We start from the raw sequence: 19,994 nt of genomic DNA on the forward strand, positions 1-19,994 counted from the left end.
GTCTCCTCCTTGACTATTGGGCCTGCACGCGAAGTTCTGCCGCACTGCGGCTCTGGTGACCAAGCAGCGTGTTTAAATCGGCGGCCTTGGGTTTCACCAAGTAGAACTTAGGAATCCATTCATCAAAGTTAGCCAGAATATCTTCCGCATGGGTCGAGCCTGTCTCTTCGAGATGCTCGGCAATTAAACCGCGCAGATGTTCCTGATGGATATAAAGATCTGACAGGGAGATCGCTTCAACCGACTCGTTGTTCACGCGCCCTTGGAAGTCCTGATTGGTATCCAGCACGTAGGCAAAGCCGCCCGTCATACCTGCGCCAAAGTTGACCCCCGTCGCGCCCAATATCGCCACAATGCCGCCTGTCATGTACTCACAAGCGTTGTCACCAGCGCCTTCAATCACACTGATGGTGCCTGAGTTACGCACGCCAAAACGCTCACCCGCTTTACCCGCCGCGAAGAGCTTGCCGCCCGTTGCGCCATAGAGACAAGTATTGCCGATGATGGTGGCTTCATGGCATTTAAACGCAGTACCCATGTGCGGCTTGATCACCACTTTGCCGCCCGCCATGCCTTTACCGACGTAGTCGTTGGCATCGCCAGTCAGGTAAAGCTCAACCCCGCCTGCGTTCCACACACCAAAGGATTGGCCTGCGGTGCCATCAAGGTAGATCTTAATCGGTGAGGCAGCCATGCCTTGGTTACCGTAGCGTTTGGCTATCTCTCCAGATAAGCGCGCCCCGACCGAGCGATCGGTGTTGATCACTTTGTAGAAGAAGCTGGCGGATTGACGCTGTTCAACCACTTCGAGCGCATCGGCGACGATCTTCTGGTTAAGAATACCTTGGTCAAACGGCGTATTCGGCTGTGTCCAGTAAAGTGGGTGGCCCCGCGGCGACACTGGCGCTTCCAAAATGCCGGAGAGATCCAGCTTGGCCTGTTTGGCTGTCATGCCTTCGACCGCTTGCAAAAGATCGGTGCGGCCAATCAGGTCGGTCAGCTTTTCGACGCCGAGTTCGGCTAAGTAGCCACGGACTTCTTCCGCTAAGCCAATGAAATAGTTCATGACCATTTCGGGCAACCCTTTGAAGTACTCTTTACGCAGCGTTTCATCTTGCGTGGCAACGCCGGTGGCACAGTTGTTAAGGTGACAAATACGCAGGAATTTACAGCCCATCGCCACCATAGGCGCCGTGCCAAAACCGAAACTTTCAGCGCCGAGGATCGCCCCTTTTATTACATCCAGACCAGTTTTTAGCCCGCCATCGACTTGCAGACGGATCTTATGACGTAAACCGTTGGCAACCAGTGCTTGCTGAGTTTCCGCCAGGCCCAATTCCCACGGGCTGCCCGCATATTTCACTGAGGTGAGCGGGCTGGCCGCGGTACCACCGTCGTAGCCCGAGATGGTGATGAGATCGGCGTAGGCTTTGGCAACGCCAGTCGCGATGGTGCCAACCCCCGGCTCAGAAACCAGTTTGACCGATATCAGCGCTTGCGGATTGACCTGCTTCAAGTCGAAGATCAACTGCGCCAAATCCTCAATCGAATAGATATCGTGGTGTGGCGGCGGCGAAATCAGCGTCACGCCTTGCACCGAGTAGCGCAGCTTGGCGATTTCCGCCGTGACTTTGTGCCCCGGTAATTGGCCACCTTCGCCCGGTTTCGCCCCTTGCGCGACTTTGATTTGTAACACGTCAGCATTAGTCAGATAGTGTGGTGTTACGCCAAATCGGCCAGAAGCGACCTGCTTGATGCGCGAGTTGCGCTCCGTACCGAAACGGCGTGGATCTTCGCCCCCTTCCCCCGAGTTGGAGTAACCACCAAGGCGGTTCATCGCTGTGGCTAATGCTTCGTGCGCTTCTGGGCTGAGAGCACCAATCGACATTGCTGCCGAATCGAAGCGTTTAAACAGCTCGGTACTCGGCTCGATTCTCTCCAGCGGCAGTGGTGTTGCACTCGGTTTGAGTTTGAGCATATCGCGCAGCATTGCCACCGGACGCTCATTCACTTGTTTGGCAAAGTGCTGATAGTCACCTTGGTCACCGGATTTCACTGCGGTTTGCAGCGTGCCCACCACGTCTGGGTTGTAAGCGTGATACTCGCCGCCGTGCACGTATTTTAGCAGCCCGCCGTGTTCCATCGACTTACGTTTGGTCCACGCTTTGCGCGACAGGTTAAACAGATCTTGTTGGAAGTCGGCAAAGTTCGCCCCTTCAATACGGCTGGTGACGCCTTTAAAGCACAGCTCCACCACATCACGGCTCAGACCGACTGCCTCAAACAGCTGTGAGCAGCGGTACGAAGCGACCGTGGAAATGCCCATTTTCGACATGATCTTGTACAAACCTTTATTGATGCCGTACTGATAGTTTTGCATCACTTCGCGATAGCTCTTATCTAGCGCGCCATCATCGATCAGCTTGCCCAGCGTCTCGTAGGCCAAGTAGGGGTAAACCGCGGTCGCGCCGAAACCGAGTAACACAGCAAATTGATGTGGGTCGCGTGCGGTTGCTGTTTCGGCGATGATGTTGGCATCACAGCGTAAGTTGGCGTTAACGAGGCGAGTTTGTACTGCCCCTACGGCCATCGCTGCGGGAATAGGTAGCTTGCCTGCAACCAGCGCTCGGTCTGAAAGCACCAGCAATACGGTGCCTTCACGCACCACTTTTTCCGCTTGATCACACAGTTCCACAATCGCCTGCTGCAGATCTTTCTCATCTGGATCGTAGTTAATGTCCAAGATGGTATTGCGATAGTGATCGTCGCTCAGTTCAAGCAACTGCTGCATGTCGGAATAGAGCAGCACTGGCGAGTCAAACGTGACGCGGTGGGCGTGGCCGTCGGTTTCGCAAAAGACGTTCATCTCTTGGCCGATACTGGTGGCCAGCGACATCACGTGCTGCTCACGCAGCGGATCGATCGGTGGGTTGGTCACCTGAGCAAATTTTTGTCTGAAATAGTCAGTAATAAGGCGCTCTTTGGAAGAGAGCACCGCCATCGGCGTATCATCGCCCATCGAACCGACGGCTTCTTGTGCCAAGTCACCCAGCACACGCAGCACTTGGTCAACCTCTTCGTTGCTCATGGCAAACTGCTTTTGATAAGTTTTCAGCAGATCCTCATCAAAGCTGCGCTCTCCGACCTGATCTTCTGCTAGCTCAGAAAATGGCGTCAGGCGGCGAACGTTGTGTTCCATCCACTGGCGGTAAGGGTGACGGCTTTTGAGATCGTTATCGATTTCACTCGATTGCCACAATTTGCCTTTACGAGTATCAATCACCAGCAACTCGCCCGGTCCCACACGGCCTTTTTCCGCCACTTCATCCGGGGCGTAGTCCCAAATGCCGACTTCGGAGGCGAGGGTGATCAGTTTGTCTTTGGTAATGACGTAGCGCGCAGGGCGCAGGCCATTGCGGTCAAGGTTACACGCGGCGTAGCGACCATCGGAGAGAACGATCCCAGCCGGGCCGTCCCACGGCTCCATGTGTTTGGAGTTGAAATCGTAGAAGGCGCGCAGATCCTGATCCATATCGGGGTGGTTTTGCCACGCAGGCGGCACCAACATGCGCATGGCGCGGAAGATATCCATACCGCCAGCTAAGAAGAGATCCAGCATATTGTCGAGACTGGAAGAGTCGGAGCCCGTTTCGTTGACAAACGGCGCAGCGCTTTGCAGATCAGGCAGCAGCGGCGACGCGAACTTGTACGCACGTGCTCTTGCCCACTGGCGGTTGCCTTCTATGGTGTTGATCTCGCCGTTGTGCGCCAGATAGCGGAACGGCTGAGCCAGCGGCCAACGCGGTTGCGTGTTTGTCGAAAAACGCTGGTGGAACAAACAGATAGCTGACTCCATTCGCAGATCGGCCAGATCGAGATAAAAACGTGGCAAGTCGGCAGGCATGCACAGCCCTTTGTACACCATCACTTGCGTCGAGAGGCTACAAACGTAGAAATCTTTGTCGTCGCTGATCTGTTTTTCGATACGGCGGCGAGCGATATACAGACGGCGCTCAATATCACGTTCACGCCAGCCAGCGGGCGCAGAAATAAACACTTGTTGAATGTCAGGTAACGACGCTGCGGCAATCGGGCCGAGTACCGCTGGATTGGTTGGCACTTTGCGCCAACCCGCCACGGTGAGGGTCTCTTTCGCGAGTTCTTTATTGATGATGTCGCGTGCCGATTGCGCGTTAACCGGATTTTGGCTGAAGAAAATCATACCCACGGCATACTGTTTACCGAGGTTAAAGCCTTGTTCTTTGGCGATAAGATGCAGATAAGAATCCGGTTTTTGCAGTAACAGGCCGCAGCCGTCGCCAGTTTTGCCATCAGCGGCGATGCCACCACGGTGGGTCATACGATCGAGTGCGGAAATCGCGGTACGAACCAGTTTATGGCTTGGCTCACCCTCCATGTGGGCGATTAGGCCGAAGCCACAGTTGTCCTTTTCTAGGCTTGGATCATAAAGAGCCATTGCAATTCTCCCTTTGCTTCTCTGTCTTCCGGACAGAAATACCAGCATAAAGTTTGGCGGTATAGATGACTAACTATGCATTTTAATTGTTCTATTTTGTATATTAATGCACCAAAACTGTTAGAAAATTTTAACAAAAAGTAATGCATTATTTTGCATTGAGTTCACAACGTATAGGTTATTGTGAAAAAGGTCAAGTTGTTAGTGAAAAATCACGTTAGCGCGGGATTTACCATGTAATGGTCTAAATAAAATGTTTAAATTCAATTAGATAGTTTTTGTGATGTTACATTTTTGCAACATGAAGAATTTCGTAGGCAGAAAAAAGACCAGCATAAAATGCTGGTCAATAAGAAAAGTTTGGAAGGATTGCGTATTGGTTACCGGTATCAGGCAGCTGTTTTGCGTGCACCGCCTGATACCAGTTGGTTTATCAGCCAGCAGAGAGCATCAGTGAATCGGCTTTGGCTTCTAAGTTGGTGTTGCCCATGAGGTAAGCATCGATAGCGCGAGCACTTTCGCGCCCTTCGTTGATACAACGTACCACCAAAGATTGGCCAGTACGCATATCACCGGCGGCAAAAACGCCCGGTTGATTGGTCTGGAAATCTTGAGTGGCGACGTTGCCGCGCTCATCAAGCGCCACATTCAGTTGTGCAAGAACGCCGTGAGGTTCTGGATGGAGGAAACCCATAGCCAGAAACGCCATGTCACAAGGGATCACACGTTCGCTACCTGCCACTTCTTCAAAGCTAGGGCGCTCACCTGGGGCGGCCTCTTTCCACACAATATCTGCGAGGCGCAGGCCAGTGACTTGCCCCTGCTCGTTGCCGATAAATTCCTTGGTCAAAATGTTCCAATGGCGCTCACAACCCTCTTCATGCGAGGTCGATGTGCGCAGAATCATCGGATATTGCGGCCAAGGCATATTGGCAGGGCGTTTTTCTGGTGGCATCGGCATGATTTCCACTTGCGTGATGCTGGCCGCGCCGTGACGGTTTGAGGTGCCGACACAGTCAGAGCCGGTATCGCCACCGCCGATCACCACCACATGTTTGCCAACTGCGTGGATCTCTTCCCCTTTGAGATCCATGTTGTTCGCGCGGCGATTGTTTTGCGCCAAAAACTGCATCGCAAAATAGACGCCATTCAGCTCACGCCCCGGGATGGGCAGATCGCGCGGCACGGTCGAGCCACCAGTCAGCAGCACCACATCGTACTCTTGGCGAATTTGCTGTGCGTTGACGTTAACGCCAACGTGTTGATTGACTTTAAATTCAACACCAGCTTGTGCCATCAAATCGATTTTACGATCGATGATGTCCATGCCCAGTTTGAAATCGGGAATCCCAAAGCGTAGCAAACCACCGACCTTTTCGTCGCGCTCAAACACGGTGACAAAATGGCCCGCACTGTTGAGCTGCTCGGCAGCGGCAAGGCCCGCCGGGCCAGAGCCGATGATCGCGACTTTTTTCCCCGTGCGTGAACGAGGGGTTTTCGGTTTGGCGTACCCTTCACGATACGCCGTTTCCACGATGGTTTTTTCGATATTACAAATGGTGATCGGATCTTGGTTGATACCAAGCACACAGGCGCTTTCACACGGCGCAGGGCAGACGCGACCAGTAAACTCAGGGAAGTTATTGGTCGAACTTAGGATCTGCCACGCCTCTTCCCAGCTATCACGGTACACCGCGTCATTAAATTCTGGGATGATGTTACCGATCGGGCAGCCGTTATGACAAAACGGCACGCCACAATCCATACAACGTGATGCTTGTGTGTTGATTTTTTTACCAAAATCGTTGTTTAGGACAAATTCCTTGTTGTTTTGGACACGAACTGCTGGGTCAATTTTCTTCGGCAGTTCACGACCAAACTCTAAAAATCCAGTAGGCTTACCCATTTACACGGCCTCCGCTTCTTGTTGTTCTGCCTCTGCCTTGCGTTTTTTCAGCACCGCTTTGTAATCACGTGGCATCACTTTCACCAAGGATTTCAAGCTGCTTTCAAAGTTATCAAGGAAAGACTGAGCCACTTCACTTCCTGTGAATTGAACATGCTTGGTCAGCATCTCCATTAGCAGGTCTTTGTCTTCTTGTTCGATTGGGTCTAAGTCGACCAATTCTGGGTTGAGTTTCGAGTTAAAATCACCCGATTTGTCCCAAACGTAGGCCACGCCACCGCTCATGCCAGCGGCGAAGTTGCGCCCGGTTGAACCAAGAATGAGCGCCACACCGCCGGTCATGTATTCACAGCCGTGGTCACCGACGCCTTCAACCACCACTTTCGCGCCGGAGTTACGCACACAGAAACGTTCACCCGCTAAGCCGCGAATGTAAGATTCGCCAGACGTCGCACCGTAGAAACAGACGTTACCGACAATAATGTTGTCTTCTGCGACGAGCGTGGAGTTGGCGTCAGGGTAGAGCACCAATGTGCCGCCCGACAAGCCTTTACCCCAGTAGTCGTTGGCATCGCCTTCCACCTCAAACTTCACTCCTTTCGCAAGGAATGCGCCGAAAGACTGACCCGCACTGCCAGTGAACTTAACCTGCATCGGCTGTGGTAAGCCTTGATCTTTATACACTTTGGAGATTTCGTTCGACAGCATGGTGCCAACCGAGCGGTCGGTGTTGATGATCGGAAACTCGGCTTGTACCGCTTGGCCGTATTCCAGCGCAGGTTGCGCTACTTTGATCAGTTGGCGATCCAGTACCGCTTCCAAGTGATGGTTCTGCTGAGTTTGACAGTAGATGCCGTCTTGCTCGCGTGGCTGCTCAAGGAACAGCACAGGAGAAAGATCCAAGTTTTTGTACTTCCAGTGAGCAACGTTGTCGCGCACTTTCAGTTTATGCGCTTGGCCGACCATCTCTGCTATGGTGCGAAAGCCAAGTTCCGCCATGATTTCACGCAGGCCCTGCGCCATGTACTGGAAGAAGGTCACGACGTCATCCACGCGGCCGTCGAAACGCTCACGCAGCGTTTTGTTTTGCGTGGCAATGCCGACTGGGCAGGTGTTCTTATGACACTTACGCATCATGATACAGCCTTCCACTACCAGAGCAGCGGTCGCAACACCCCACTCTTCGGCACCCAATAGAGTGGCAATCGCGATGTCGCGTGGGGTTTTCATCTGACCATCGGCTTGCACCACGATACGGTTACGCAGGCCGTTTTTCAGCAGCGTTTGGTGCGTCTCAGCTAGGCCAAGTTCCCACGGCAGACCGGTGTGACGAATCGAAGAGATTGGTGATGCGCCCGTACCGCCATCGTGGCCAGCAATTAGCACCACATCGGCCTTGGCTTTCGCAACGCCCGAGGCGATGGTGCCAACCCCCGCTTCAGAGACCAATTTGACGTTGACGCGACCTTTACGGTTGGCGTTTTTCAGGTCAAAGATCAGCTGGGCTAAGTCTTCAATCGAGTAGATGTCGTGGTGTGGCGGTGGCGAAATCAGGCCCACTCCCGGAGTGGAGTGACGCGTTGCGCCGATCCAATCATCGACTTTATCGCCAGGCAACTGACCACCTTCACCCGGTTTCGCGCCTTGCGCCATCTTGATCTGGATTTCATCTGAGTTGGTCAGATAGTAAGAGGTGACGCCAAAGCGGCCAGAAGCAACCTGCTTGATGGCTGAACGCTCAGAATCGCCATTCTCTCTCGGTTCAAAACGGAGCGGATCTTCACCGCCTTCACCCGAGTTGGATTTCGCGCCAAGGCGGTTCATGGCAACGGCAAGAGTCGAGTGCGCTTCGTAAGAGATCGAACCAAACGACATCGCCCCTGTGGCGAAGCGTTTAACGATGCTCTCAATCGGTTCCACTTCTTCAATCGGAATAGAGCCGGCGGGATTTTTGACAAAATCAAGTTGGCTGCGCAGCGTGACCGCTTTGTCGCCTTGACTATCGACCGCAGCGGCGTACTTCTTGAATTCTTGGAAGTCTTTGTTGCGCGTTGAATGTTGCAGCAAATGAATGGTTTCAGGGTTGAACAGGTGTTTTTCGCCACGCTGTTTCCACTGATACACGCCGCCAACATCCAACATCTGGACTGGGATTTCACGAGTTGGGTAACCAACACGATGACGCACCAAGACTTCTTTGGCGATGTCATCGAGCGTCAAGCCTTGAATACGGGTGACGGTTCCGGTGAAGTATTTATCGACCACCGCTTTGCTGATGCCAAGCGCTTCGAAGATCTGCGCGCCGTGGTAAGACTGCAGCGTGGAGATGCCCATCTTAGAGAAGATTTTCAGCAGGCCGCCGTTGACACCCTTGCGGTAGTTGTTGAAGTACTGCTCAACCGACACGCTGGCATCCAGCTTTTTACGACGTTGCAGATCAACGATGGTTTCGGTGACCAGATATGGGTTCACCGCATTGGCACCGTAGCCGACCAGTGTGGCGAAGTGGTGCGTTTCACGCGCATCACCAGTCTCGACCACGATACCGCATTTGGCACGCAGGCCTTTACGGATCAGGTGATGATGCACAGCGCCTACCGCCAGCATGGCAGGGATGGCGGCGTGGTTGGAGTTTACCGCGCGGTCTGTCAGCAAGATAATTGAGTAACCGTCGATGACCGCATCTTCGGCGTACTGGCAAATACGCTTTAGCGCGCGCTCCAGTTTGCCCGCATCTTCACTGGCTTGGAAAACGATATCCAGCGTTTTGGCTTGTAGATGCTCGTTGTCAATTGCGCGCAGCTTTTCCAGCTCGGCGTTGGAGATAACGGGCGATTCCAATTCCACTTTACGGCAATGAACTGGCGATTCCGCCAATAGGTTCTGATCTTTACCTATGTAGGTATTGAGCGACATCACCATACGTTCGCGGATCGGGTCGATCGGCGGGTTGGTCACCTGAGCAAACAACTGCTTAAAGTAGTTGGCAAGATGCTGCGATTGGTGCGACAAAATCGCTACTGGCCAGTCAGCACCCATCGAACCCAGCGGCTCGTAACCTGTTTGTGCCAGCGGCAGAATGATTTCGTTTACTTCTTCCGCGCTGATGCCGAAGGCTTGTTGGCGATGCAGCAGACGCTCTGGTGAAGGTTGGCTGTGAACGTTGTCGGCATCTGGCAGCGATTTTAAGCTCAGCAGGTTGTCTTGTACCCACTGCTCATAAGGCTGCGCGTTGGCGATGGAGTCTTTCACTTCTTCATCTGAAATGATGCGACCCTGTTCGAGATCGGCGACAAAGATGCGCCCTGGCTGCAAGCGGCCACGGTACTCGACGTTTTCCGCAGGCACTTCGACTACGCCAGACTCTGACGCCATGATCAGCATGTTGTCTTTGGTCACGGTATAGCGAGACGGGCGAAGGCCGTTACGATCGAGCGTCGCACCCACCTGAACACCGTCGGTGAAGCAGACAGACGCAGGGCCATCCCACGGTTCCATAATGTTGGCGTGGTATTGGTAAAAAGCGCGGCGTTTCGCATCCATGGCTTTGTTTTCCTGCCACGCTTCTGGGATCATCATCATCAATGCGTGTGGCAAGCTGCGGCCAGAGAGTACCAAAAGCTCCAGCACCATATCGAAGTTGGCCGAATCCGATGCGCCTTCTTGGCACACAGGCAACAGCATGTCGATTTCGGCTTGAGTGAATAGCTTGGATTCTAGGATCGCTTCACGCGCTTTCATCCAGTTCAGGTTGCCGCGAACCGTGTTGATCTCGCCGTTGTGAGCGATGTAGCGGAAAGGCTGCGCAAGGCGCCATTTCGGGAAAGTATTGGTAGAGAAACGCGAGTGAACCAGAGCGAGCGCCGTCACCATGGTTGGGTTTTGCAGATCCAAAAAGTACTGAGGAACCTGCTCTGTGGTCAGTTGGCCTTTGTAAACCAGTGTCTTGTATGACATCGAGTTGATGTAAAAATCATCGCCGATGTTCGAGACGCTTTCTAGACAGACGCGCACCGTGTAGTTACGCAGCACGTACAGTTTACGCTCCAACTCTTCCGGTGTGCAGCCCGGGCCACCCGAGATAAAAACGTGCTCAAATTGAGGCTCTGTGCTAAGTGGATCAGCGCCGATCATCGAGTTGTCGGTCGGTAAGACACGGTAGCCTAAAATGTCGAGATCGAGACGCTTGGCATTGCGCTGTAAAATATCGCGACACTGTTCACGCTTGTACTCGTCTTTCGGGAACAACACCACCCCGACACCGTATTTTTCAAAAGAAGGCAGCTTGAGTCCAAGCTTAACCGCTTCTTCTAAAAGAAATTCATGAGGTTTTTGCAGCAGAATACCCGCGCCGTCACCACTGCATGGATCACAACCTTGGCCGCCGCGGTGCTCCATTCTTGCCAGCATCTCAAGAGCCTGTGTGACCACTTGGTGAGACTTACGGTTTTTCAGGTGAGCAACAAAACCAATACCACAGGCGTCATGCTCCAGTTCTGGAGTATACAAACCCTGCGAACTTTGCTCTCTATCTACCATAGATACTTCCTTCCAGTTCTAATTGATGCAACAACCCATGCAGAAAACACTGCATAAATAGTGATTGAGCATCCGTCCTTTATAGTTCTGAGTCGCAACCAGCAAGGGAAGCTGGTTTTGAGTCCTTTCCGCATCCCACAGGAATCATGTTGTGGGAAAAACAATCCTTGGTGATATCCCGGTTTTATTGGTCACTTTATAGTGATTTATATAGGTTGGAGTGGGGCATCACCGACATAATCCGTGTTTCATCTTGTAATTAAAGTCACAAAAATGACGGTTATGTGTAAGTATCCTACAATTTTGTGACTAGCCAATGCAACGAAAAGTCTTGGTTGCAGCCCAAAAAAATCGTTTAAAAATGCATTTTTAGTTTAACATTTATGCAACATGCGCGTTTTTTGTCTTTAATTATGCAGGTTTATTGATTTTTACCAGTGAATGGGGTGTTTGAATTCGCTAGCATGCTGTGTTTTTTCTTGCGAATGTGTAATTAAATTACATAAATCGAATTAAGATTGATTCCGCTTTAGATTGGGTGAGTTCAATGCAATTACATCAACTGGTGAACACTCTAGGTCAGGACTTGCAGCGTCGTTATGGGGAGAAAGTCCACAAGCTGACGTTGCATGGTGGCTTTAGTTGCCCGAACCGTGATGGGACGATTGGTCGCGGCGGCTGCACATTCTGCAATGTCGCCTCGTTTGCCGATGAGCAGGCACAAATCAAGAGCATTCAGTTGCAACTTAGTGAGCGAGCTGGCGAAGTGCATCGCGCCAAACGCTACTTAGCGTATTTCCAAGCCTATACCAGCACTTATGCGGAAGTGCAGGTATTGAAGAAGATGTATGAAGAAGCGCTGAAAGCGGCGGATATTGTTGGTTTGTGTGTGGGAACGCGCCCGGATTGCGTGCCCGATGCGGTGCTGGATTTGCTTGCAGGCTATGTGCAGCAGGGATTTGAAATTTGGCTCGAACTGGGCTTGCAGACGGCGAACGATCAGACGCTCAAACGCATCAACCGTGGTCACGACTTTGCCTGCTATGCCGAGATCACCCGCCGTGCCCGTGCGCTGGGTATCAAAGTGTGTACGCATTTGATTGTTGGTTTGCCAAAAGAGAGCGGGCAAGAGAACCGCTTGACGCTCGATAAAGTGATCACCACGGGGACAGATGGGATCAAACTGCATGGTTTGCATATTGTTGAGGGGAGCACCATGGCGAAAGCGTGGCGTGCAGGCAAATTGGAGGCGCCGAGCTTAGAAGAGTATGTGGCGATTGCGTGCGATCTGATCCGTCATACCCCGCCGGAAATCGTTTATCATCGCGTGTCTTCTGCGGCGCGGCGTCCGACCTTGCTCTCCCCATTGTGGTGTGAAAATCGCTGGCTCGCGATGACGGAAATTGGCAAGGCATTAGCGCAACAGGGGGCGCAAGGCAGCGCACTTGAGCGTCCTTTCCGGTTTACAAAACCCCAATTAAAAGCGGAATAACCGCTTATTTGCTGATATATTTGCAAACAGCGTTAAAAATCAGGTAGCAAAGATGGATCAGCTGTTCAGCGCGCTTCGGGACGGAGCACAACATTATGGCCTTATTCTCCTTGGCGCCGTCCTGCTATTGGTGCTGGTTAAGGCCGTGATGATGCGTTTTCAAAAAGATCTCGATTCGTTGGTGCTGGACGCGCTTTCTCCAGTACTGCTGGTTGATCTTGCGCAAAACAAGATCCTTTTGGCCAATACGGCGGCGATGCAGCTTCTGGGCATTCGCCAGCTTAATCGTTGCTACTTCTTCCCCTCCGCTTCATCCACGTCAGACATAGCACAAACGCTCAACTCACTCTCTGGGCGGCAGTTCTCGCATCTCACTTTTACTTGGCGTTTGTCTGACAATGAAAGTTTACAGATAGCCTTGAGCGGTCGCAAAGTCCACTATCACCACCGTTTTTGTTGGCTATTGCATGTGGGCGCGGTGGCAACGAATGACGGCGGGCAGCAAAGCGAATTGGAAGCGCTGCGAATGGCAAAATCCGCGTTAGACTCCTTGTCGGAACTGATTTGTCTGCGCGATCCTGATGGGCGAATTTTAGCCACTAACCGTGCTTTTGAGCAGTTTTGGCAGGGACGGCGTGAAGAGTCGATCGAGCCTGTTGCAGGACAGCTCAAAGGGCGGCGCAGTGAACGTCGTTGGACGACCGAACCGCAAGGGCGCAGTTGTTTGCTGGAAGTAAACCAGAGCCTTTTGATGAGTAAACAAGGGGAACTGCTCGGGTCGCTGAGCATCAGCCACGATGTGACAGAGTGGCATAAAATGCAGCAGAATCTGCGTGATGAAATGGAGCGGCGCAAAGACACCGAAGTGGCGCTGGCTCAGCGCGATACCATTTTGCAGAACATCCTCGAAGCCAGCCCAGACTCGATTGGCATCTTCAATGAAAACATGGTCTATCAGGCGTGCAACAAGCCGTTTGTCAATGCGCTGGGCATTGCTGAAGTTTCTGACCTAATAGGTAAAAGGCTGCAAGATGTCATTCCTGGCGAAATGTACCAGCGCTTGTCGGCGACCGACAGCCAAGTGTTGCATGAAGGTAAATCGCTGCGTTACCTGGACAAAATTCTCAACAGTAGCGGCGACTATTCTTGGTTTGATGTGGTGAAGTCGCCATTTCGCGATCCCGCCTCGGGCACCAACGGAGTGCTGATCATGGCAAGGGATATCTCAGAGCGTTATCTGGCGGAGCAAAAATTGGAAGCGGCGAATCAAGAGCTCGAAAAACTGAGCTTTATGGACAGCTTGACCAAAGTTGCCAACCGTCGCCGCTTTGATGAGCAGCTAAACACGTTGTGGCATCACCATGCGCGCGAAAAACTGCCTTTGGCGATCATGTTGTGTGATATCGACTTCTTCAAAGAGTTTAATGATCGCTACGGCCACCAACTGGGCGATCACGCCTTGACTCAAGTTGCCGAGGTGTTCTCCCAAGTGATCAGCCGCTCATCGGATTGCGTGGCGCGTTATGGCGGTGAAGAGTTTGCGTTCATATTGCCCAATACCACCACCGAAGGGGCGCTAAAAGTCGCGGAAAAAATACATGTCTGCATTGCTCAACTGGCGATTGAGCACCTTGGCTCGAAAGTCGCGCAGCGGATCACCGTTAGCCTCGGGTTGGTCTCCTATATTCCTAAACCTGAAGATTTGCCCGAAATGGGCGTGACCTTGGCCGACAGCGCCTTGTACCAAGCCAAATCCGATGGCCGAAACCGTACTTGCGTCCATCCGGTTTCGCTCACCGCCGATGAAGTGTCCCAGCAGCAGAGTGCGAAAGGTTAACTTTCCCTAATAATGCCCGTTTTGTCACACGAGTTGTCAATTCAATGGCTTAACCGCTAGAGTCAAACACGCTACACTAACCTTCCACCGTTCGACACCTCGCCCCATCCCGTGGGTGTCGGTGCCGAGTTCGGCGGCTATCGCAATGGCCACTCACGCTTTGGAGCTTTAGATGAAACCCATGAAAAATCTTGCCCAGTACTACGTCGATTTGTTAGTCAAGCTGGGCATCGTCCGTTTCTCCATTTTGCTCGCGCTGGCATTGGTGGCATTGGCCGTGGTGGTGCAAGTGGGAATTACGCTGGCGCTGAAAGGGAGCGTGGATGACATCGATATCGTCCGCTCGGTCTTTTTTGGCTTAGTGATCACCCCTTGGGCGGTCTATTTTCTTTCGGTGGTGGTCGATCAACTGGAAGAGTCTCGGCAGCGATTATCCAAACTCGTCTCAAAGCTGAAAGACATGCGCTCGCGAGACCAAGAGCTGAATGTGCAGTTGCAGCAAAACATCGAGCAGCTTAACCAAGAAATCGAAGAGCGGATCAAAGCGGAAGAAGCGCGTGAAGAGGCGATGAAAGATCTGGAAAACGAAGTCTTTCAGCGCGAGCGAACCCAATTAGAACTTGCCGAGCGAACGGCGTTACTGCGCTCGTTTATCGATGCCTCTCCGGATCTTATCTACTATCGCAACGCCGATGGGGTATTTTCGGGCTGTAACCGCGCAATGGAAGAGTTAACCGGGAAAAAAGAGCATCAACTGGTCGGCTTGAGCCCGTGGGATGTCTACAGCAAAGAAGTCGCGCAGCAAATTGTCGACACCGACCAAAAAGTGTTTGCCAATAACCGTGCGCTCACCTACGAGCAGTGGCTTGAATACCCTGATGGGCGCAAGCACTACTTTGAACTGCGTAAAGTGCCTTTTTACAGCAAAGATGGTCGTCACTTGGGTTTGATGGGGTTTGGCCGTGACATTACTGACCGTAAACGCCATGAAGAGTCGTTGGAAAAAGCCAGCCGCGACAAAACCACCTTTATTTCTACCGTCAGTCATGAACTGCGTACACCGCTCAACGGCATCGTCGGTTTAAGCCGTATGTTGCTCGATACGACCTTAACGGATGAGCAGCGTAAATACATGCAAACCATCAATGTCAGTGCTATCACTCTAGGCAATATTTTTAACGACATTATCGACATGGATAAGTTTGATCGGCGCAAATTAGAGCTGTTCCCTGAGCCGCTCGATTTTGAAGATTTTGTGGTCGAAATCGAGAACATCGCCGCGTTGATGGCAGAACAAAAGGGATTGCGTTTTGACTTAGAACGTCTCAGTGAGCTGCCTAAAATGGTCGAGGTTGATGCCACTCGCCTGCGCCAAGTGATTTGGAATCTGGTCAGTAATGCGATGAAATTCACCAAAGAGGGCGGGGTGGTGATGACGGTGAGCGCAGAGGTTGAAGAGGCACACGCGTCGATTATCATTGAAGTGGAAGACACCGGGATTGGTATCCCAGAAGCAGAGCTGGATAAGATTTTTGCCATGTATTATCAGGTCAAATCGGGCAAAGACAACCTGCATGCTGTTGGCACGGGCATCGGCTTGGCAGTCTCGCGTCAACTGATCAACATGATGGATGGCGATATCACGGTGACCAGCGAAGAGGGGTTTGGTAGCACCTTTACCCTGACCATCAAGGTGCCCGTGGTCGAAGGCCAAACCATTGAGGCGGAGGTTGAAGCGCAACTGAGTTTGAACATTTTTATGGTGGAAGATATCGCGCTCAATGTGACGGTCGCGCGCTCGCTGTTGGAAAGTCTTGGCCATCAGGTCACGGTTGCGATGACCGGAGAAGAGGCGATTGAGCGTTTCAAACCACAAGAATACGATTTAGTACTGCTCGATATTCAACTGCCTGATATGACTGGTTTTGATGTGGCTCACTACTATCGCACCCATTATCAGAATTTGCCGCCGTTGGTCGCACTGACGGCCAATCTGTTGAAAGATAAACGCGAGTATTTAGAGAAAGGCATGGACGACGCGATGAGTAAGCCTTTAGCGGTGAAAGCGATGCAGGAGGTGATCAGCAAATTGATCCTCACTGAGCCGGAGCCCATGCCGCGTGCTACTGAAGCTCTTGAAGTCGACGCGCAGACGCATGGTCTAGAAACCCAAGTGTTGGACATTGATATGCTCGAATCGTATGTCGATATTGTTGGTCCCACCCCAGTGTTGGACAGTATTCAAATGTTTGCCGAGATGATGCCAGGTTATTTGGACTTGCTGGATCTCAACATGATTGCCAAAGATCAGTCAGGGATTGTCTCAGAGACACATAAAATTAAAGGTGCCGCGGGTTCGATTGGTTTGAAGCGAATTCAAAGCGTGGCGCAAAAAGCGCAATCTCCGGATATGCCAGCTTGGTGGGAGAATATCGGTGATTGGGTGGAAGAGATCAAAAATGAATATCAACATGATATTGTGATCCTGAAAAGCTGGTTAGAACAAAGGGGAATGAAATGAAACGATGGGCTCTAGCGACACTTTCTCTGGCTCTACTGGCCGGATGTTCTACACAACCTGCGATCAGTTGGCAGCAAGACAACCAAGTCACGGTAAACCAAAGCGTGATCGAACTGAAAAGCACACTGTGGGTTAACCAAATGCCGATGGTTGGAGAACAAGAGGCGCAAAGTTTGCACGGGTCACTCTATCTCTCTTCCAATGGTGAGTTGCCCGCCAATTTGACCGTAAATCTCCTGACCATCAAACAGGGTGAACAGCAGTGGAATCTAAGTGAAAGCGAACTTGAAGTGCGAACCCACAGCGAAAATCAGTGGGAAGTGGCGTTTAACTGGCAGGGTGAGTTCGACATTGAGCAACCCGTTGATATCGCTTTGCAGCTCGAGAATCAAGCGACGATCTTGTGGCTCGTTGAGCGCAAAGTGGCTATTGATAAGGTCTACTAAACTGACGCAAACAAAAAAGGTTGGCACCACGCCAACCTTTTTTTATATCACATTGATATTTAAGCGTCTAAATCACCACAAAAACGGTAGCCTTCACCGTGAATGGTGGCGATGATCTCTGGCGTACCTGATATGGACTCAAAGTGCTTACGGATACGACGAATGGTCACATCAACCGTTCTATCATGCGGCTTGAGCTCACGTCCGGTCATCTTCTTAAGCAGATCGGCTCGGGTTTGGATCTTGCCCGGGTTCTCACAGAAGTGCAGCAACGCACGGAATTCAGAGCGTGGCAGTTTGTAACCATCACCCAGTGGGCTGATCAGTGAGCGGCTGTTGATGTCTAATACCCAACCGTTAAACTCATATTTTTCCACTGAACGCTTCTCTTCGTGCACGATGCTATTGGTCATTGAGCGACCGAGCAAATTGCGCGCACGAATAGTCAGTTCACGAGGGTTGAATGGTTTGGTGATGTAGTCGTCTGCACCGATTTCTAGGCCGAGAATTTTGTCGACTTCGTTATCACGACCAGTCAAAAACATTAGTGCCACATCTGCTTGCTCACGCAATTCTCGAGCCAGAAGAAGGCCGTTTTTACCTGGTAAGTTGATGTCCATTATCACTAGATTAACGTTATTTTCTGACAGCATTTGGTGCATCTCATCACCATTGCTGGCTTCAAATACAGCATATCCCTCTGCTTCAAAAATACTCTTAAGAGTGTTACGAGTTACTTGCTCATCTTCAACGATAAGAATCTGCGGGGTTTGCATTGGCGGTACCTAAATTTGTGACAAAATTGTACTAATAGAATAAATTCTAGGCAAAAACATAACATACAGGTAATGTGATTTTGATAATAAAGCAAAGTGATCAAAAAAACACTTCTTTCAGTTACGTGCCTTCCTTGAGTTCTCGCCAAAAGTAAGCAGCATCCGACTGCTACTGGATTATTCTATAGGGTTTGTTTACCTTTCAAGACCCACAGTGACAGGCAAAGCAGATATGGAAAGGTAAACAACCCTGTTCTTTTGAGCGGATTCTATAATGTTAACAGCATGCTAACAATGCTCAAATGTTAATTCCATTCACTTTGTTGATTTATATCAATTGGCTAAATGTAACAATTATTAATCGTTCGAAACTTATGATAAAAATTGTCGAAACAGTTGTAGATGCTCAATTATGGCATGCATATTCAGACTCATTCTTCGCTTTTGCCCAGAGTTGGACAGAGGGCAACTACGCGATTATTACCGCATGGAACCCAGGAAGTGTACTATTGTCAAATGAGCAAAATTGCATAAATAATCAGCGTCTGAAAGAGAGATTAATGGACCTGGACTATTGCCCAATGTTGGTCGGCAACCAAGATTTGACCTGGAGCGAAGCAAGCTTTGCGGTAAAAGTGGATATGCGTCTAGCCTTGGACATAGCGAAAGAGTTTCAACAAAACGCCATTTATTACATCGAGAATAAAGAGTTATTTTTAGTTTCTTGTTTTGCCGATGAAACAAAACAGTCGTTGGGCAGCATCGCTTCTCGCCTACGATAAACGTTCTGTTTCTGTCATAAAATTATCAAGGAGGATTTATGAACGACATTACTCCGGACATCTGCGATAAGTTTGAAGATAAAGTAAGGCTACTCAATCTTCCTTTGCAGAATTACGGTCAAAAAACGGCGTTTTTTGGAGAGATCGTGACAGTACGCTGTTACCACGATAACTCGAAGGTGCGCGAGATGCTTATTCAGGATGGTAAAGGCAAAGTCCTGGTCGTCGACGGACATGGTTCCTGCCTGAAAGCGTTGCTTGGCGATCAACTTGCCATCTTGGCGATTGAAAATAATTGGGAAGGCGTGATTGTCTTCGGCGCAGTCAGAGATGTGGCGCAGATGGCGCAGATGTCTCTTGGCGTCAAAGCGCTAGGAACCTCTCCATTTAAAACGGAGAAACGCGGAGCTGGAGAGGTGAATGTGACCCTGATGATGCTCAACCAAATCGTGCAACCCAAAGAGTACATTTACGCAGACTGGAATGGAATTTTAATCTCTAAACAAGCGCTTGAGATTTAAAAGCGAAAGCCGATACCCACTTCAATCCCTTGCTGCCACTCCTGATAGTCAAGAGTGGCATGCAAATCCAACGATTCGGTAATCTTGACGCGGCTTGACACTTCGGCCGCGAAACCTGTGGTGTCTGGTTGGCCATCTTCAGGGCTGACTTTGAACGAACGTAGGGTACTCTTTAAGGTAAAATGTTCGTTAATCTTATAACTTACGCCGCTAAGGAAGCCGCTTTGGTTGTTGAGTTGGGAGTTATTAACACGAGCACCGACGTAAAGATCGACCGATTCAAAGACTTGATAGGCGTAACCGCCATCTATATTCCACACATCAAAGTTTTCTTCTGGCTGAGTTTCACTGGAGAAAAACAATTTATGGGGTGAGAGCTTGCTGGGCGCGAGAGAAGGAAGCGGGTTGGCAGTTACTTGGCCACACAAAAGCAACAGCAGCAAAACCAGCATGTTTTTCATACCACTACTCCTTGTGTTTCTTTTTCTTATTCTGGCGTATCTTTGATTAAAGCACACAACCTGACATTGGGCGTACTTTTTGTCGCGCGATTGTCTGAGATTATAGCCCGTCCAAAGTTCATTTTTGCAGCCAGCTTCAAACTATCGAGATAGGCATGTGATTTACACAAATGGCTTTATGCCTTTTTCTCATAGCAAAGAGAGTGAGATTAAAAAAATTGAACTTTTTATTGACG

General features: G+C 50.8%; 11 protein-coding genes. 6 read left to right on the forward strand and 5 right to left on the reverse strand.

What is annotated here, in order from left to right; translation table 11 throughout:
- Nucleotides 1-13: 13 nt before the first annotated feature.
- From gltB (UF06_RS07650) to gltB (UF06_RS07660), 3 genes are all read right to left on the reverse strand, one after another.
- Nucleotides 14-4,477, reverse strand: a complete 4,464-nt coding sequence (gene gltB, locus UF06_RS07650) for a glutamate synthase large subunit (protein WP_045569907.1) — start codon at nucleotides 4,475-4,477, stop codon at nucleotides 14-16.
- Nucleotides 4,478-4,910: 433 nt separating this feature from the next.
- Entirely contained in the window at nucleotides 4,911-6,383 is a 1,473-nt protein-coding gene (locus UF06_RS07655; protein ID WP_045569908.1) for a glutamate synthase subunit beta, read from the reverse strand.
- Entirely contained in the window at nucleotides 6,384-10,922 is a 4,539-nt protein-coding gene (gene gltB, locus UF06_RS07660; RefSeq protein ID WP_045569909.1) for a glutamate synthase large subunit, read from the reverse strand.
- 547 nt (nucleotides 10,923-11,469) lie between these two features.
- Here gltB (UF06_RS07660) and UF06_RS07665 point away from each other — a divergent pair.
- The 4 genes from UF06_RS07665 to UF06_RS07680 all read left to right on the forward strand — a co-directional run bounded on the left by UF06_RS07665 (nucleotide 11,470) and on the right by UF06_RS07680 (nucleotide 17,218).
- Entirely contained in the window at nucleotides 11,470-12,414 is a 945-nt protein-coding gene (locus UF06_RS07665) for a TIGR01212 family radical SAM protein (protein ID WP_045569910.1), read from the forward strand.
- A gap of 52 nt (nucleotides 12,415-12,466) precedes the next feature.
- On the forward strand, nucleotides 12,467-14,251 hold the full coding sequence (locus UF06_RS07670; RefSeq protein WP_045569911.1) for a diguanylate cyclase: 1,785 nt from the start codon (nucleotides 12,467-12,469) through the stop codon (nucleotides 14,249-14,251).
- A 172-nt stretch (nucleotides 14,252-14,423) separates the two neighbouring features.
- Nucleotides 14,424-16,772: an aerobic respiration two-component sensor histidine kinase ArcB gene (gene arcB, locus UF06_RS07675; RefSeq protein WP_045569912.1), complete on the forward strand. Its 2,349-nt coding sequence runs from the start codon at nucleotides 14,424-14,426 to the stop codon at nucleotides 16,770-16,772.
- Nucleotides 16,769-17,218 (forward strand): hypothetical protein, encoded by a 450-nt coding sequence (locus UF06_RS07680; RefSeq protein WP_045569913.1) that lies wholly within the window; start codon nucleotides 16,769-16,771, stop codon nucleotides 17,216-17,218. The genes arcB and UF06_RS07680 overlap by 4 nt, the downstream gene beginning before the upstream one ends.
- 59 nt (nucleotides 17,219-17,277) lie before the next feature.
- On the opposite strand, the gene arcA is transcribed toward UF06_RS07680, so the two are convergent.
- Nucleotides 17,278-17,994, reverse strand: coding sequence for a two-component system response regulator ArcA (gene arcA / locus UF06_RS07685; RefSeq protein ID WP_045569914.1), 717 nt, complete (start codon nucleotides 17,992-17,994; stop codon nucleotides 17,278-17,280).
- Between the two features lie 302 nt (nucleotides 17,995-18,296).
- Here arcA and UF06_RS07690 point away from each other — a divergent pair, with 302 nt between their 5' ends.
- Both UF06_RS07690 and UF06_RS07695 read left to right on the forward strand, forming a co-directional pair.
- Nucleotides 18,297-18,776, forward strand: a complete 480-nt coding sequence (locus UF06_RS07690; protein WP_226972774.1) for a DUF3293 domain-containing protein — start codon at nucleotides 18,297-18,299, stop codon at nucleotides 18,774-18,776.
- A 38-nt stretch (nucleotides 18,777-18,814) separates the two neighbouring features.
- Complete coding sequence (locus UF06_RS07695) at nucleotides 18,815-19,297, forward strand: putative 4-hydroxy-4-methyl-2-oxoglutarate aldolase (protein WP_045569915.1); 483 nt, start codon at nucleotides 18,815-18,817, stop codon at nucleotides 19,295-19,297.
- Here UF06_RS07695 and UF06_RS07700 read toward each other — a convergent pair.
- A complete protein-coding gene (locus tag UF06_RS07700) occupies nucleotides 19,294-19,758 on the reverse strand; it encodes a hypothetical protein (RefSeq protein WP_045569916.1) in 465 nt (154 codons plus the stop codon). The two genes, UF06_RS07695 and UF06_RS07700, sit on opposite strands and share 4 nt — an antisense overlap.
- Between the last annotated feature and the right edge of the window lie 236 nt (nucleotides 19,759-19,994).

Source organism: Vibrio sp. S234-5, from assembly GCF_000960595.1.
GTDB lineage: Bacteria > Pseudomonadota > Gammaproteobacteria > Enterobacterales > Vibrionaceae > Vibrio.